The organism is Amycolatopsis sp. lyj-108, from assembly GCF_046549005.1.
In the GTDB taxonomy this organism is placed as follows: Bacteria; Actinomycetota; Actinomycetes; order Mycobacteriales; family Pseudonocardiaceae; genus Amycolatopsis.
Genome location: NZ_JAJPWQ010000003.1, coordinates 166,100 through 180,793, shown reverse-complemented (window position 1 = coordinate 180,793; position 14,694 = coordinate 166,100). Strand labels below are relative to the sequence as shown.

The window sequence follows — 14,694 nt, the reverse complement described above, 5'->3', positions numbered from 1 at the left end:
GGACGCCGGCGCGCCGGTCACCGCGTCCATCCCCTCGCGCAAGAGCGTTCGATGCAGCAGCTGGAGTCACTGGGGGAGCTCGCCGCGTTGGTCCGGCGCCGGAAAGGCCGGTACGTGCGCTGGACGCCGTCTCCCGAACACCGTCCCGGCACGAGCCGGGACGAACTCACCGGCACGGAACTGCCGGGACTCTCGGTGAACCCCCTCGATCCCGAACCATGCTGGCGGGATCAGCCGCTCGAACTCTGGCCGGCCAGGCGCCTTTACGACTATTGCCACCTCAGGCACGAGCGGCGCCGCGAGACCAAACCCTGGGTGCTGGCGGGCCGCGTGGTCGCTTCGGGACCGGACAACGAGCCACTGCTGACCGACCCCGAACCCGTCGGGCGGATCTCCACCGCCGTCCTCGACGAGGCTCGCGGCCTGTTGCGCGAGCGCGCGCAGGACGACGCCGACTGGGGCCCGCTGCGCCGGCCGTCAGAACTCGGCCGAACCTGACCGCCCGCCTGATCGCGCGAGTTCGCCGTCCAATCACGCGAGTTCCGCCTTCAATCACGCGAGTTCCGCCTTCAATCACGCGAATGACGCCGGGCCCACCCGTTGTCGAGGGGTGGGCAAAGGTGTCGGGTCACGGTGCGCGGTCCCTCGTGGCCGTTGGGCGGCAGGTCGCGAAAGCCACTTTCGCGACCTCAGACGTTGCGAAAGCCACTTTCGCGACCTGCCCGCCTTGCCCGACCCCTCAACCCGGCCGGACGGCCAACAGGTCCACGACGTCTTCCGCGCGTTGACGCTTCTCGAACCGCGCCCGTTGCCGGTCGGCCCCGCTGCCTTCGGCGACCAGCCTGGCGAGGCCGTCGCGGACGAAGTCGAGGTCCCCCGTCTCCTCGAGCGCACCGGCGGCGAAGGTGACGACGTCGTCGAGCACCTCGCTCGCCGGGGCGAGGTCGCCGGTCCGGAAATGCGGGCAGCGACCCGAAAGCCCTTCCCGCGACGCACGCCAGATCTGGGCCCGCAAGACTTCGTTGGACAAATCCGCGGGGCGCTCCTCCGTGCCGAGGACCGTGCCGACCAGCCCGCGGATCAGCACCCCGAGCAGCACCGCTTCGCCGGGAGTGACCGCGACGTCGGCGAACCGGAACTCCACCGTCGGCTGCTTCTCGGAAAGCCTTACGTCCCAATAGACCATCGCGCGATCGAGGATGGCGCCCGCGCGGAGCCAGGCGTCGACGATGCTTTCGTAGTGGTCCAGTGAGGTGAACAGCGGCGGTGAACCGGCCGAAGGCCAGCGGTTCCACTGCTGGTAACGCCAGCTGGCGTATCCGGTGTCGTAGCCGTCGCAGATCGCGGAATTGGCGGTCACGGTCAGCAATACGGGCAGGAAGGGCCGGACGCGGTTGATCACCCGGATCCCGGTTTCCCGGTCGGGGATGGCGATGTGGACGTGACAGCCGCAGGTGTGCGACGTCCGCGCGGTCGCCCCGAAATGTTCGGACATCCGTTCGTAGCGCGGATTCGGGGTGATGGCGGGCAACTCCGTTTCCGCCAGTGGTGCGCTGCCGCTTGGCAGCAGACGGCAGCCCCGCCGGGCGGCGCCTTCGGCCAGTTCCGTGCGCATCGCCGTCAGCTGCCGCTCGGCTTCAGCGTGTGTCTTGCAGATGTCGGTGGCCGATTCGGCCTGGGAGCGGGTGAGCTCCTGCTGGAGTTCGCCCTGATCCTCCGCCGCGTCGTCCACGACGGCGTCCCCGGACGGGGAAAGGTGGCCGTCCCGGCCCACCACGAAGAACTCTTCCTCGACCCCGAAGGTGAGCACGTTGTCGTTCACAACCGCTGATACCCCCGGCCCTCTCGGCACAAACTTGTTTTCGCAGGTCGTCGGCGGGGTATTTCAGGGCAATGAACCCGAAGTCGGTGGAGCCGCCGTATCTGCTGGCCGCACAGGCCGGCACAGTCGTGCGTCATCTGTACAGCCGGCTGCGGACCGAGGAACAGGCCACGCCTTCTGACCTCTGCCGCACCATCGGCGCGTTGCAGCAGCTCGCCGACGACCTCGCCAACGTCCTGCCCGGCTTGCAGGCACAACTCGAACAGAGCCTCCTGTCCGGTCAGCTCGGCACGGCCGACTCGGCGGGGGAGTCCTGGGACAAGGTCGCCGACGTCGGTTACGCGCTCGCCCAGGCTCGCACCGGTGGTCTGCTGATGGCCGCGGAACTACGCGCTTCGCGGCGGACGCTCGGAGAACTCGCTTCCTCGTGACGCGCCGCGCTCAGTCCACCGGCTGAGCGCGGACCACCGCCACCGGGCAATGGGCGTGGTGCAGCGCGTCGTCGCTGATCGAACCCAGCAGCAGCCGCCGGAGATCGCCGTGATCGCTCCGGCCGAGCACCAGCAGCGCGGACTCACTGGACTGCACGGTCAACGCCTGCGCGGCGGGTCCCACCCCGTGCACCAGCTCCACGGAAACCTCCGGATAACGCTCGCGCCACGGCTCGAGCTGCCGGGCGACGAGCTGGTCGGCCACCTCCTGCGGGATACCGGGCGCCGGATCCAGTACCGGCCCGCCGAGCAGAGGCTCGCTCGCGGGGCCCCAAAGCGGCATGCGCGCGACGTGGACCGCGTGCACGGTGAGCCCGTGACGCGAGGCGAAGTCGAACGCGAAGCCCGCCGCCGGCGCGCTGTGCTCCGAGCCGTCGGTCCCGAGGATCACCGGCCCGCCAGGAGGCGGCTCGTCCCCGCGCACGACCACGACAGGACGTCCGGCGGTCTTGGTCACCTCGGATTCCGTCGAGCCGAGGACGGCCCTGGCGAACAGTCCGGTGTGGGATTCGCCGAGCACGATCATCGCCGCGTCCGTTTCGTCGGCGACCGAGGTCAGGACCTGCTCCGGAGTGCCGCCGCCGACGACCGTGCGGACGTCGAGATCGGGCTCGGAGCGCTTCAGGGCTTCCGCCATCGAAGCGAGCTGCCGTCGAGCGGGCTCGACGTCGGCTTCGTCGGCGGCGTGCGGAACGGCTTCGTTCAGCGGCGTCGCGACCGGATCCGAGCCGGGCGGGGGAAGACGGTCGTGCGTGCAGTAGGCGAGAACGAGGCCGAGGCCGCGCGTCTTCGCCTCGGCGACCGCCCAGCGGACGGCGCGGCGTGCCTCCGGCGATCCGTCGAAACCGGTCACCACCGGTCCTGTACCCGTCTGTGCAGCGGACATGGGACATCACCTCCGACGTGGGCGGGGATACCCGCTTTCGGCGGTCTTCAAGCCCCGGATCGTTTCATCGCACCGGGTGCCGGGGTACTTCCACACATGACTTCTCTGTCGACGCCCCGCGCGCTTGACGAGAAGCGCGCCTTCTCGGCGTCCTCCGAGCTGCGGGCACTCGACGAACCGCGGGGACGCCTCCGCCTGCATGTGAGCAGGCCGACCAGGGAAACCGCGGTCGTCAAAGCGAACGGCGAGGTCGACCTAGCTACCGCGCCGAGGCTGTGGGAGATGCTGGACCAGCGGCTCCACGGCAGCGGCACCAGATTGATCCTCAACCTGTCCGAACTCGAGTTCTTCGGCGTGCCGGGCGTCCGGGTGCTCGAACGTGCGCAGTTGCTCGCCGAGGACACGGGCACGCAGCTCTTCGTCTTCCCCGGTGAATGCCGGTCCGCCCGGCGGCTGCTCGACCTTTGTGACGGTCTCCGAGTCTTGTAGGCACCTTTCGTGACGCGTCACAAGTGGCCCGTGGCGGCGCGGGCCGCAAGGGCCGCCTGCAGCAGGGCGACGTGTTCCAGCCTGGTGGGGTCCAGCCCGGTGAGATCGGCGATCCGGCGCAGCCGGTAGTCGACGGTGTTCGGATGGACGTGCAGGGCGGCGGCGGTCTGACGGCGTCCTCCGCGGCGAAGGAAGGTCTCCAACGTATGGACGAGTTCCTCGTTGCCGTCCAGCGGTGCCAGCCGGGTGGCGAGCCGGTCGAGCGCCGGACCGGGGCGCGAAAGCTGGTACTCGAGCAGGACGTCGTCGAGCCGGTACAGGCCGGGCGGACGCCCGGATCCGGTGGCGACCGCGAGTACGTCCTGCGCGAGCCTCGCCGCCGCGGGCACCCCGGACGGCTCGGCCGCGGCGGTGCCGGCGATGACTTCCGCGCCCGCCGTGCGGGCGACGTCGGCGAGGACCCGCTCCAGCCGTGTCCAGTCGCGTGTGGACAGTTCTTCGGCCAGAGTTTCGTGCGGTATCAAGGCGATGCCGCCATCGGGAGTGAGCGAGGTCAGCACCGTGCCCCGGACCTGGCGCTCCAGCTCGACCCGGAGCCGCCGGAGTTTCCGGCGGCCGGCGATCTGCGGGTCGACCCCGGTGGTGGCCTCGTCCGGATGCGCCCCGACCGACGCCGCGAGCACGATGTAGCACGGCGGCAGGCGCAGACCTGCTTGTCCCGCCGCGACTTCCGCCGGTTCGCCGTCGAGCAGCGCGGAGAGCACCGCGTGCCGCGCCGAACGCTCGTCGTCGAACATCGTCTGGCGCTCGTCGAGATACCCCGCGCCGACCGCGGGAGTGACCACTTCCAGGTACCGCAGGGTGAGCGCGTTGACCGCGAGGACGTCGGCGACCTCCTCCGGCCGCGCGTCCGGGGTCAACGACTCCCAGAACACCTGGATGCCGATGTGGTACGCGGTGAGCACGATGTCGATCGGGATGCCCTCCTCCGCGCGCCGGGCCGCCGATTCGCGGAGGAAGTCGAGCTCCTCCCGCGTCGGCGTGGACCCGGTGCGCAGAGTGTCGATGAACGAACGCAGGTTCTGCTCGATCACGTGGGTGATGTCGCCACTGAGTTCCTCGGCGGGCAACAGCCCGTACTCCGGGATGCGGGCGACGATCTCGGCGAGGACCGTCTTCGCGAGCGACGGCAGGACCTCGGTCAGCCGTTCCGCCAGTGGACGTCCGCCGATGCGGAACCCTGGATCCTTGTCACCCGTCACAACCGCTCATCATGACAGCTGGTCAGCGAGTGAGCGCGTCCCGCGCCGAATCGAGGGTCGGGTGCACGGTGAAGACGGCGTCGAGACCGAGCAACGACATCGGGCGCAGCAAAGCCCGCTCCCGGGTGACGATGACGAACGGGACGCCCGCTTCTTCGGCCTTCGCGCGGACCTGGACGAGAGCGGTGAAACCGGACGAATCACAGAAGCTCACCGTGGACAGGTCCGCGATCAGCGCCGCCGGCGTGAACAGGAGCTCCTCTTCCATCGCCCGTCGCAGATCGGCGGAGACGGCAAGATCGATTTCACCCGACACGGTGATGACGGTATCGGTGCCGGACGCGGTGACCGAGATGTCGAGAGAGGACACGAATCTCCGTGTTGACCGGGGCGGATCGGAAGCGGGAGCGCGGTAGTCGGTCAAGTGGACTCCTTGCCGGTATGGGGACCCGGCTCCTGCCCGGAGGGCATGCCGGACCCGGAAGAAAGGACCCGGCGGCTGGTGTCTGAACCGCGACAGGTCAACCGTAGCAGCCCTGCGGGTCGACCCGCCGGATGAGCGGCGCCCGGACTCGTCGCCGGTATCCCGGCTCAGGCCGTCGCGCCTCCGCGCGCACGGCTTTCACCGACCATGACCTCGTCGAGATCGGGATGGACCTCGTCGGCTCGATTCCACAGGTCGGCCGCCAGCTCGGTGGAGCCTTCAGCGGCCGCGACGTTCCCGAGGCCGACGTAGGCGCGCGCGGTTTCGTAACGGCTTCCGCAGGCTTCGGCGCGGTCCGCGGCCGCGCGATACGCCGAGGCGGCCAGGTCGTGACGCTCCGTGTGGAACCAAGCCCAGCCCAGGCAGTTGAGGGCCATCGCGGCGTCGAGGTCCAGCCCCAGCTCGTCAAAGACGGCCAACGTTTCGGCGGCGAGCGTGGCGGCTTCGACCGGCTGCCCGAGCGCCGTCAGTACCAAGGCGATCCCGCGGTCGGTGATCGCGGCGTTGCGGCGATTGCCGTCACGGACGTAGGCCGCGTGCGCCTGCCGGAGATCTCGCAACGCGTCGTCATGGTTGCCCCGATAGTGCTCGGCCCAGCCGCTGTGCGCGAGTGTCGTGGTTTCCCCGTGACCGTCACCGATCCGGCGGAACAGCGCGAGCGCTTCGCCGTAGCATGCCGATGCTTCGTCCAGATCGCCGCGATCGACGTGCGCGACCCCGAGATTGGCCGTGGTGGTGGCGAGCGCCCATCTGTCGCCGGCGGCCTCGGCGGCCGCGCGCGCCCACCGATGGGTTTCCAGCCAAGGATCCCAGAGTTTGGCCACGAAGAAGTAGTCACGCAGGAAGAAGGCGAGCTGCCAGCACCGGTCGTACTCACCGCGTTCATGCGCCGTCCTGCACAGGGCGACCAGCCCGGGCCATTCGGCGCGGAACCAGGACATCGCCATCTCGCCGTCGTCCAGCCGTACCGGTTCCGGGAGTCCAGGGTCGAAGACGATCTCCGGGACGAAGCGGTGCGGGGTGAGTTCCTTGTCGGCCTGAGCCGCGGTTCGCACCGCGAAGGCGGCCAGCCTGCCGAATGCTGTCATTTCGTCCTCCGCGTCGGTCAGTACGAATTCGGTCGCGAACGCGCGCAGCAGGTCATGGAATCCGTAGCGGTCGGAGTCCGGTTGGGTGAGCAGATGGGCTTCGTGCAAACGGTCCAGCAGCCGATCGGTCTCCCGGAACGAAAGTGCGCTCAGCGCACTCGCGGTATGGATGTCGACGTCGGTCCCGGGGTGGACGGTGAGCAGCCCGAAGAGCCTCGCTTCGGCGGCGCTCAGCTGCTTGACGGACAGCCGGAACGCGACGGCGAGCGAGCGTTCGCCGTCGTCGAGCTCGCCGAGACGAGCTGTTTCGTCGGCCAGCCGCCGATCCAGTTCCGCGACGTCCCAAGACGGGTGAGCGCGAAGCCTCGCCGCGGCGATCCGGACCGCGAGGGGGAGCCGGGCACATCGTTGGACCACCCGGATGACGGCTGCGCTGGCGGGAACACCGGTGACCGTGGTGAAGAGGCCGACCGCCGCATCGAGCGGGAGCATGTCCAAGGAGATGTGCGCGGCATCGTCGAGCGCGCTCAGCCGGGACCTGCTCGTGATCAGCACCCGGCACTTCGGCTCGGCCGGGAGCAGCGGGCGCACTTGAGCCGCGTTGACCGCGTTGTCGAGTACAAGGAGCACACTGCGGCCCCGAAGCCGGGACCGATACAACGCCGTCCGATCGGCGGGGTCGGCCGGGATGCGGTCCGCCGGCACGCCGAGGACGCGCAGCAGCCTGTCGTGCACCGCGGCGGATTCGCCGGATTCGTCGCGCAGATCGACGAACAGGCAGCCGTCGGCGAATCCGGACTCCAGCCGGTGCGCGCACCGCACCGCGAGTTCCGTCTTGCCCACGCCGCCCATGCCGGACACGACGCAGACGCCTCCGTCGGCTTCGAGCGCCGTGCGGATCGCCCGCAGTTCGGCGGTCCGCCCGGTGAAGGAGGTCGTCGCCGGCGGTAAGCCGGACGGCCGGACGTCCGGCCGTGTCCTGCGCCGCACGGGTTCACCGGGCAACAGCGGTTTCAGCGCTCCCTCCGCACCGAGTTCGGTTTCGCACAATGCGGCGAGTGCGGGGTTCGGCGCGGAAAGCCCGGTCTCGACCTTGCTGAGGTAGCCCTTGCTGTAGTGGGTGCGAACGGCGAGTTCGGTGAGTGAAAGGCCGGCCGCCTTGCGGCGACGTCTCAGCTCGGCTCCGAACGTGGCTCTCTCGTTCATCGGCCCCCACCCTCGTCGGAGGATCAGTATGGCCGTGTGGAAGATGTTTCGGCAGCTGTCTCCGGCCGCCGGCCGGATCCGTGGACCCGGCCGGCGGCCGCGTGTGCGTTCCATGGTCGCCGATCGTCCTCAGCCGAACACGAAGCCGAGCAGGGCCAGGATCAGGCCGATGGTGTGGGTCTGCATGGTCAGTCCACCTCCTTTCCGTATGTGGCGACCGCCGGCTGGACCGGGTTCGCGGGCGCGGTTCCCTGTGCGCCGCCGAGCAGCACCCCGACGACGAGCGCGATCACCCACAGCCAGAAAGCCAGCCGTAAGAGCAGTGAAAGCGAGCACATGACCTTCATTCCGACTCCTTGGATGTGCGCGTCAGGGCAGCACTCGACAGCACGGAAACCGCTGGTTGGGGTGTTATTCGCCGCGAATTTCGGCGACTCACCAAGAATGCGTCGCGGGTCTGACAGCGACAAGGAGTTTCCTGTTTCCCATCTGGGCGGGAAAGGGAAACCCGAATAACGATCGTCGATACACGGCCGCGACCGGCTGGACACGGGCCGCCGGGCTGACGACTATTGACCACCGTGCTCGAACCACTAGGGGAGGACTGGTGACCGTCAGCGCTGTTGATCTCGCCGGCGAATTGAAGCTGCTTCGACGGGGTAGGGGAATCGCGGCACCTCACCTCGCCGAGCGGGCGGGTCCCGCGCTGCGCGCGGTCTGCGGTACGGCCGGGGGTGCCGGAAACGCGGCGATCCGGAGAATGCTGGGCGAATGCCTGTCCGAGTGGTCGCGTTCGTTGCCCGAGGATCTGTGCACTGCTGTGCTGGCCGCGCTCGGACTGCACCCGGAGGCGGTGCACCCCGTCTATCAGGAACGGGTGCGCTGGCTGGCCGGGCATCTGCAGCGTGACGACCGGACCGCCCGCCGGCGTATCGACGAAGGAATCGATCGGCTCGCCGAGGTCGCCGTGGCGTCCACGAACGAATCCTTCGAAGCGGAAGCGGCCCAGCCCAGCAGGAGGTGGCACACGGAGGAGCTGCGAGTGACGCTGGCGCTCGACCAGCCGGTTCCGGAGGTTTTCGAATTCCGCCGGATCGTCGCGGACGCCGACGACATCACCGAGCTGGACCTCGCCCTGACCCTCACCGACTCGGTCTATCGGGGTGAAGCCATCGGCGCCGACGATCTCCGGGTGGACGTGTTCCACGGTGGACGGCTGATCGGCAGGGCGATGGAGTCCACTGATCGCGTCGGCTTGGCGTTACACCTTCCCGAACCGCTTCAGCGGCAGAGCAGGCACGAGATCGCGTTGCGGTTCAGAGCGGAATTCAGGCACCCGCATTTCGTCTGCGTCCCCCGTCATCCGGTCGACCTGTTCGACCTGCACGTCCGGTTTCCCCTGCCGATCCCGGCGGAAGTGGTGCAGCTGGAGCGGGTCTTCCAGGACGACGCGAGTGATGAGGCGGCGCGAGGATTCTCCTTGACGCCGGACGCTTCGGGTGAGGTCCATGTCCAGTTCCGGCGCCTGACACCGGGTTTCGCCTATGGAGTGCGATGGAGGGCGCCAGTACCGCTTGGGGAACCTCTCGTGAGCGGTAAGGACGGCTAGCATGCCGGGCCGGGAACCTGCGCCCACGCCGCGCTACGACGATGAAGACGTCGAGGACCAGTCCACGACACGCCGACGCCGGGGCCCTTGGCGTGTAGTGATGCTGTCCATGGCGGCGCTGGCCGTTCTCGGCGCGCTCTGTGGAGCCGCGTTCACCTCCAAGGTGGCGAACCACTTCGGCTACGCCCTGCCGGAAGAGAAGGGCCTCCCGCACCAGGTCCAGTACAACGGCAGGGACTACCGCGACCCCACGACGTGCGCCGGCGCGCAATGGTGCGAAGACGAGAAAACCCCCGAACAGCGAGCAAGGCCGTACTGCACGCCTCGGACTGGACTGGGTCTGAGTGAAGGCACAGGTGGCTCAGGGTTGATAAAGGTCGATGACGTCTTCACCCTGTTCGGCTCTTCACACTCCCTTTTCACGGCTGGTGCCGTCTCGCCGGGGGAGACAGTGACGAGGGTGGTCGTCGAGGCGTCCGATGACTGTTACCTGACCTACGATCTGGTGGGCGGCCCCTAGCCGTCCGCCGCCACCCAGGATCGGCTTCGGTGAAGCTCTTATTGAGGGGTAAGTCAAAGGTGGCGTGGTCAGGTGAGATAGCCCCTGGGTGACGCGGCACCGTACTCGCGTGATCAGACACGTATCTCGCGTGCTTGGAGACGTAACTCGCGTGATCGGACGCCGGGCTCGCACCGCAGGCCCAGGAGCGAAGGCGTCCTTCACCGCATCGGACGCGGCGAAGGGCGCCTTCACCTCACCGCCGGCCCCAACCCACGGACACGACACATTTGACTTTCGACCCAATATGTCGTGAAGGGTCCCTTTGAGACCTTCATCGTCTCAAAGGGACCCTTCACGACATATCCACGGGGTTTCGCCACCGGTGATCGCGCCCTTGCGGAAAATGTCCTTGATTTGCGGCTGTTCGCAACGGTCAGAACAAGGACAAGAAACCGCGAGCCGCAACGTCGCCGCCGCTTTCTCCGATCATCAGGTATTCGGACCGCGAACGCCCGGGAGAGAGCATGGGAACCGCCACTGGCACCACGGCTGCGGGAAACGGCACGGCTGGCGCCCTGATCGTCGTTCTGTACCTGGGCTATACCGCCTTCAAGAGACATGGATTCCGGCCGCGGCGCGTGGAAACGACGCTGAGCGGGCAGCAGCTGCGGCAGGTCTTCAGGAGAACGGTCGCGAGCACGCTCGGTGATACGACGAAGGCGTACAGCCTCCGATGGCGGATGAATTCCTTCGTCGCACAGGTCCGCCGGCTCGATTCCACCGCGAAAGTGATGGATTGATCCGATGGCGACCATCGACACTCGCCTTATCGGCGGCGAAGTCCAGGGATACCGCACCTTGGCGGATTTGCCACGCCCGGCGGGCAGGCTGACCAAAGAGGCGCTCGCCCCGCTCGTCGTGGCGGCGAAGAGCGGCGATCCGGACGCGGTGCACGCCTTGCTGGCCGTCGTGAAGCCGATGCTGGTGCGTTACTGCCGCGCGAGGATGGGCGGCCGCGACCTTTCCTACCTGTCGGCCGACGACGTCGCGCAGGAGGTATGCCTCGCGGTCTTCAAGATGTTGCCCGCCTATGAGGATCGAGGTGGCTCGTTCCTCTACCTCGTGCGGGCGATCGCGGCCAACAAGGTCGCCGACGCCTTCCGCATGGTTTCCCGTGACCGATCCGACCCCGTGCCCGAGCTGCCGGAGGCCGGACCGGTCCGCAACGAGCCGGAAAGCCACGCACTCGGCGTCGACCTCGGCGTGCGGTTGGGCAGGCTCGTCGCCAAGCTCCCCAGAGTGCAGCGGGAGGTGCTCACCCTGCGGATCGTCGTCGGCTTGACCGCCACCGAGACCGCGGCCGCGCTCGGGTTGACACCGGGGAACGTGCGGGTCAAGCAGCACCGCGGCTTGGTGAAGCTTCGTGAACTGGTGCGGGAGGAGGACGACTTCTGAGCCGTACGCGTGCTAATCCAGGACGGGATCGCCCCAGGCCAGTTCCGGGAACCACCTGGTCCCAGTCGTGCCAGGGCGGTGGAATTCCAGCCGAAGCGTCAGCACCCCGGCGACGCCGATGTCGATCGTGGCCGGTTTCCCCAGCGCGACCTTGACCTCGGGTGACGGTCTTCCGTCGAGGAGCACGCGAAAGTGCCCGACCTGGAAGGGTTCCACGGCGTCGTCGAGGACGCCGGCGACCGCGGTCAGCCTTCGGTAAGCCATTCCGAGGTCCACTTCGACGAAGGCGAGCCGCTCCGCCGCTCGTAGGACGATGCTGTCCGCGTAGTGGACGTCGTTGATCCGCGCGCCTTCCGTCCGGACGCCGTCGCTGCACGCCCGCCATTCCAGGCCGGTCGCCAGCGACGTCCGGTGCGGTCCGGTCGCGCTCACCGCGCCGCCGGACCACCGGCCGCGCTCGGGCCGCTGGTGCCGGGCTCTGCCGGTGATCGCGGCCAGCAGATCCTCCACGCCCTCCTCGGTGAACGCGTCGACCGGGTACCTCGTGGTGGAGAACGGGTTGAGGAAGTTCGGGATGTCCTCGACGGACTGCTGGGGGAACACGACCGGGAGTACCCGTTTGATCTCGCGGCCGAGATCCCTGGTCAGCCGATCGCGGATCCGTGCCGCCTCGAACTGGGATCCCCGTCCTTCGTCGGGGGCGGCCGTTCCCTCAGCGCGGCGTTTGTACTCCGGGGAGGCGATGACCACTACGAAATTCGCCGTGTCGAGGTGCTTCAACGCCCACAATGACCAGTCGCGACGTTCGTTGTCGTCCCATTGATCAAGGTGCACTTCGAGGCCGATCCGGCTGTGCAGGAAATCCGCGAAGAGGCGAACCCGATCTTTGTGCTCCGGTGAATCATGTGCGTAAGTGACGAACACGTGCGGCGGCTCGTTGTCGGCCATCGAAACTCCTGTCAGGTGAAGGTGGACCATTCTGCGGGTGCGTCGCATTCTTGACGATCGCACGGTCGAAGGCACTCGTTGTCACCCGCTTGTCATCTTTCTGTCTTTCCGTACCCGGCTGCGCTGCGGTGTCCACTTTTTGTCTTGTTTTTGGACCTTTTTAAAAACCTGCATGGGCCCCTACGATCAGGGCTGTCCGGCGGATCGGGGTGCGAAGGGGCGATGGCGCTCGTGTACGAGTACGACGTGTTCATCAGTTATCGCCGCAGTGGAGGCGACGCCCCGGACTGGGTGCGGAATCATTTCCTTCCTCGTCTGCGGAGACTTTTCGACGACAATGTCGACTATGACGTCAAAATATTCCTGGAGGACAGCGTTCCCGTCGGAGGAAAGTGGCCACAGGAGATCCGGGACGCGCTGCAACGCACCCGGATCCTGATCCCGGTCTGCTCGCCGAAGTACTTTCTCGACGAATGGTGCCTAGCCGAATGGCACACCATGGCGAAACGAGAGGAAATCGTCGCGAAGGCGGGCCGGTTGATCTACCCGGTGATCTTCAGTGACTCGGAATACTATCCCGGCTACGCCCACGAACGCCGTATGCGCAGTTTCCGGAACTGGAACAAGCCGCATCCGCAGTATCAGAACACCCTTGAGTACCTCGACTTCGACCGTGAGGTCGAGCGGATGGTGGAGGAACTGGTGGAGATCATCGCGCAGGCGCCGCCGTGGTGTCCCGAGTGGCCGATCGAGACGCCCCCGCCCGAACCGCCAAGACCGTCGAAGCTGCCGAGGTTCTGACCCATGCCGGGAACCGTGGTCACCTTCTACTCCTACAAGGGCGGCGTCGGGCGGAGCTTCACCTTGGCCAATATCGCCGTTCTGCTGGCGCGCTGGGGATACCGGGTGTTGTGTTTGGACTGGGACCTCGAAGCGCCCGGTTTGGACACCTATTTCCGGCCGATGATGAGCGCGCCTCCGTCGGGCGGCGTCGTGGACCTGATCGACGACTTCCGCGATGGCAGGCTTCGCCCTGGCGCGCATACGACCCGGCTGAAAGGCAAGGTGAAGCTCGACGTCATCACGGCGGGCCGGGCGGACGCCGCCTACGTCGGACGGGTGCAGGACCTCGACTGGGAAGCCCTCTACGAGCAGGGTTTCGGCGACTACCTCGAAGAATGCCGGGAACGATGGACGGCCGACTACGACTACGTGCTCATCGACAGCCGGACGGGGATCTCCGATATCGGGGGCATCTGCACCGCCCATCTTCCGGACCGGCTCGTCGTCCTGTTCACGGCGAACGTGCAGAGCATGAAGGGCGCGGTCGAGATCGCCGAACGTGCCAACGCCGCTCGCGACCGCATGCCCTACGACCGGCCGCAGCTGACCGTCCTCCCGGTGCTCTCGAGATTCGACGCCCGCGACGAATACGCCCGCTCGGAGGAGTGGCGGCGTATCTGTCTCGAAGAGACCAAGGACCTGTTCCGCAGCTGGCTCGACCGCGATGTCTCGCCGGACCTGATGTCGCGTCATCTGACCTTGCCGTACGTCTCCTTCTGGACCTTCGGCGAGCAGCTCCCCGTGATGACGGAACTCAGCCCGACCGCCGAGCAGATCAGTTTCGCGCTGGAAACGGTCGCGGCGGTCGTGGCACACGACTTCGACCGGACGGACCTGCTCGCGGAGAACCGGGACGCCTATGTCGCCGCGATCCGTGCGGAGAAACGAACGTTCGGCCACGACGTCCGGGTCAGCACGACCAGATCGACGATGCGGCTCGCCGACGACCTCATGAAGTACCTGGCGGAGCTCGGTGTGCGCCCGGTGTTGTCGTTCTCGGGGGAACGGTCACTGCTCGACAAGACCGGGGACGACGCCAAGCATCTGTGCCTGATCGTCGACGGGGAAGTGAGCCGGTGGCAGTCGGCCGAGGTCGAGCTGTTCCTGCACCGGACCCTCGGTCAGGATCGCCGGGTCGTCCCGGTGCTCACCGAGGACACCGAGCCGAACACGCTGCCGGGCTATGTGGGCAATCTGAGGCATCTCCAGTTCGGCCCGTCCCGTGGGCCGGTGGAGATCGCCCGGAATCTGGTCGATCAGCTCACGGGAACGACAGCGCTCGTCGAGCCGGGTGAGCTCGACGTCGCCGGCGTGCTCCGGCAAGCCGCTCGCGCGCGACTGCGCCCGCTGATGTGGGGACCGGTGGAAGAGATCGTCACCGAGCTGCAGATCGCGATCGGAGCGGGCGAACGGGATCGCGTTCAGGATCTCGCCGAGGAGCTCATGTCGGTGACGCGGCCACGAGCGACCGACGCGGAGCCCGGCGGTCGCCTGCTTGCGCCACCGGACACCCGCATGGCGATCGAGTGGGCCATGCGGGCCGCCGAGGCGAGGGTCACACGACACGGATTCAGCGGATTTCTCGATCAGTAGGAATCGGGTATGGGAA

Annotated in this window: 16 protein-coding genes; 9 read left to right on the top strand and 7 right to left on the bottom strand. The window is 67.6% G+C overall.

Annotation, left to right across the window (positions count from 1 at the left end; translation table 11 throughout):
- The first annotated feature begins 51 nt into the window (after positions 1–51).
- Positions 52–498 carry a DUF6098 family protein gene (locus ACLJO0_RS12395; protein WP_410578496.1) on the top strand — a complete coding sequence of 149 codons (447 nt, stop codon included), beginning with the start codon at positions 52–54 and terminating at the stop codon, positions 496–498.
- Positions 499–739: 241 nt separating this feature from the next.
- Here the strand turns inward: ACLJO0_RS12395 and ACLJO0_RS12390 are convergent, their stop codons facing one another.
- Positions 740–1,822, bottom strand: a complete 1,083-nt coding sequence (locus ACLJO0_RS12390) for a glutamate--cysteine ligase (RefSeq protein WP_410578494.1) — start codon at positions 1,820–1,822, stop codon at positions 740–742.
- A gap of 71 nt (positions 1,823–1,893) precedes the next feature.
- On the opposite strand from ACLJO0_RS12390, the gene ACLJO0_RS12385 reads away from it, so the two are divergent.
- Positions 1,894–2,253 carry a hypothetical protein gene (locus ACLJO0_RS12385; RefSeq protein WP_410578492.1) on the top strand — a complete coding sequence of 120 codons (360 nt, stop codon included), beginning with the start codon at positions 1,894–1,896 and terminating at the stop codon, positions 2,251–2,253.
- Positions 2,254–2,263: 10 nt separating this feature from the next.
- Here the strand turns inward: ACLJO0_RS12385 and ACLJO0_RS12380 are convergent, their stop codons facing one another.
- The gene (locus ACLJO0_RS12380) at positions 2,264–3,199 is read right to left on the bottom strand and encodes a universal stress protein (protein WP_410578490.1); all 936 of its coding nucleotides are present in this window, start codon (positions 3,197–3,199) and stop codon (positions 2,264–2,266) included.
- A 96-nt stretch (positions 3,200–3,295) separates the two neighbouring features.
- Here ACLJO0_RS12380 and ACLJO0_RS12375 point away from each other — a divergent pair, with 96 nt between their 5' ends.
- On the top strand, positions 3,296–3,688 hold the full coding sequence (locus ACLJO0_RS12375; protein ID WP_410578488.1) for an STAS domain-containing protein: 393 nt from the start codon (positions 3,296–3,298) through the stop codon (positions 3,686–3,688).
- Positions 3,689–3,705: 17 nt separating this feature from the next.
- Here the strand turns inward: ACLJO0_RS12375 and ACLJO0_RS12370 are convergent, their stop codons facing one another.
- From ACLJO0_RS12370 to ACLJO0_RS12355, 4 genes are all read right to left on the bottom strand, one after another.
- Entirely contained in the window at positions 3,706–4,950 is a 1,245-nt protein-coding gene (locus tag ACLJO0_RS12370; RefSeq protein ID WP_410578486.1) for a PucR family transcriptional regulator, read from the bottom strand.
- Between the two features lie 22 nt (positions 4,951–4,972).
- On the bottom strand, positions 4,973–5,320 hold the full coding sequence (locus ACLJO0_RS12365; protein ID WP_410578484.1) for an STAS domain-containing protein: 348 nt from the start codon (positions 5,318–5,320) through the stop codon (positions 4,973–4,975).
- Between the two features lie 221 nt (positions 5,321–5,541).
- Complete coding sequence (locus ACLJO0_RS12360; protein WP_410578482.1) at positions 5,542–7,728, bottom strand: ATP-binding protein; 2,187 nt, start codon at positions 7,726–7,728, stop codon at positions 5,542–5,544.
- Between the two features lie 188 nt (positions 7,729–7,916).
- Positions 7,917–8,075 carry a hypothetical protein gene (locus tag ACLJO0_RS12355; protein ID WP_410578480.1) on the bottom strand — a complete coding sequence of 53 codons (159 nt, stop codon included), beginning with the start codon at positions 8,073–8,075 and terminating at the stop codon, positions 7,917–7,919.
- Between the two features lie 260 nt (positions 8,076–8,335).
- On the opposite strand from ACLJO0_RS12355, the gene ACLJO0_RS12350 reads away from it, so the two are divergent.
- From ACLJO0_RS12350 to shbA, 4 genes are all read left to right on the top strand, one after another.
- Positions 8,336–9,337: a hypothetical protein gene (locus tag ACLJO0_RS12350; RefSeq protein WP_410578478.1), complete on the top strand. Its 1,002-nt coding sequence runs from the start codon at positions 8,336–8,338 to the stop codon at positions 9,335–9,337.
- 109 nt (positions 9,338–9,446) lie between these two features.
- Positions 9,447–9,857 carry a hypothetical protein gene (locus tag ACLJO0_RS12345; RefSeq protein ID WP_410578476.1) on the top strand — a complete coding sequence of 137 codons (411 nt, stop codon included), beginning with the start codon at positions 9,447–9,449 and terminating at the stop codon, positions 9,855–9,857.
- Positions 9,858–10,363: 506 nt separating this feature from the next.
- On the top strand, positions 10,364–10,639 hold the full coding sequence (locus ACLJO0_RS12340) for a hypothetical protein (RefSeq protein ID WP_410578474.1): 276 nt from the start codon (positions 10,364–10,366) through the stop codon (positions 10,637–10,639).
- Positions 10,640–10,643: 4 nt separating this feature from the next.
- On the top strand, positions 10,644–11,294 hold the full coding sequence (gene shbA, locus ACLJO0_RS12335; protein WP_410578472.1) for an RNA polymerase sigma factor ShbA: 651 nt from the start codon (positions 10,644–10,646) through the stop codon (positions 11,292–11,294).
- Between the two features lie 12 nt (positions 11,295–11,306).
- Here shbA and ACLJO0_RS12330 read toward each other — a convergent pair whose 3' ends face one another.
- On the bottom strand, positions 11,307–12,242 hold the full coding sequence (locus ACLJO0_RS12330; RefSeq protein ID WP_410578470.1) for an SEFIR domain-containing protein: 936 nt from the start codon (positions 12,240–12,242) through the stop codon (positions 11,307–11,309).
- A gap of 222 nt (positions 12,243–12,464) precedes the next feature.
- Here ACLJO0_RS12330 and ACLJO0_RS12325 point away from each other — a divergent pair, with 222 nt between their 5' ends.
- Together ACLJO0_RS12325 and ACLJO0_RS12320 are read left to right on the top strand one after the other, a co-directional pair.
- Positions 12,465–13,043: a toll/interleukin-1 receptor domain-containing protein gene (locus ACLJO0_RS12325; protein WP_410578468.1), complete on the top strand. Its 579-nt coding sequence runs from the start codon at positions 12,465–12,467 to the stop codon at positions 13,041–13,043.
- 3 nt (positions 13,044–13,046) lie between these two features.
- Positions 13,047–14,678 (top strand): KGGVGR-motif variant AAA ATPase, encoded by a 1,632-nt coding sequence (locus ACLJO0_RS12320; RefSeq protein WP_410578466.1) that lies wholly within the window; start codon positions 13,047–13,049, stop codon positions 14,676–14,678.
- Positions 14,679–14,694 lie beyond the last annotated feature (16 nt).

Coding starts and splice junctions, on each gene's coding strand:
- ACLJO0_RS12330 (WP_410578470.1), bottom strand. CDS start 12,242: ATGGCCGACAACGAGCCGCCGCACGTGTTCGTCACTTACGCACATGAT.
- ACLJO0_RS12340 (WP_410578474.1), top strand. CDS start 10,364: ATGGGAACCGCCACTGGCACCACGGCTGCGGGAAACGGCACGGCTGGC.
- ACLJO0_RS12375 (WP_410578488.1), top strand. CDS start 3,296: ATGACTTCTCTGTCGACGCCCCGCGCGCTTGACGAGAAGCGCGCCTTC.
- ACLJO0_RS12385 (WP_410578492.1), top strand. CDS start 1,894: ATGAACCCGAAGTCGGTGGAGCCGCCGTATCTGCTGGCCGCACAGGCC.
- ACLJO0_RS12325 (WP_410578468.1), top strand. CDS start 12,465: ATGGCGCTCGTGTACGAGTACGACGTGTTCATCAGTTATCGCCGCAGT.
- ACLJO0_RS12320 (WP_410578466.1), top strand. CDS start 13,047: ATGCCGGGAACCGTGGTCACCTTCTACTCCTACAAGGGCGGCGTCGGG.
- ACLJO0_RS12355 (WP_410578480.1), bottom strand. CDS start 8,075: ATGAAGGTCATGTGCTCGCTTTCACTGCTCTTACGGCTGGCTTTCTGG.
- ACLJO0_RS12345 (WP_410578476.1), top strand. CDS start 9,447: ATGGCGGCGCTGGCCGTTCTCGGCGCGCTCTGTGGAGCCGCGTTCACC.
- ACLJO0_RS12380 (WP_410578490.1), bottom strand. CDS start 3,199: ATGTCCGCTGCACAGACGGGTACAGGACCGGTGGTGACCGGTTTCGAC.
- ACLJO0_RS12395 (WP_410578496.1), top strand. CDS start 52: ATGCAGCAGCTGGAGTCACTGGGGGAGCTCGCCGCGTTGGTCCGGCGC.
- shbA (WP_410578472.1), top strand. CDS start 10,644: ATGGCGACCATCGACACTCGCCTTATCGGCGGCGAAGTCCAGGGATAC.
- ACLJO0_RS12360 (WP_410578482.1), bottom strand. CDS start 7,728: ATGAACGAGAGAGCCACGTTCGGAGCCGAGCTGAGACGTCGCCGCAAG.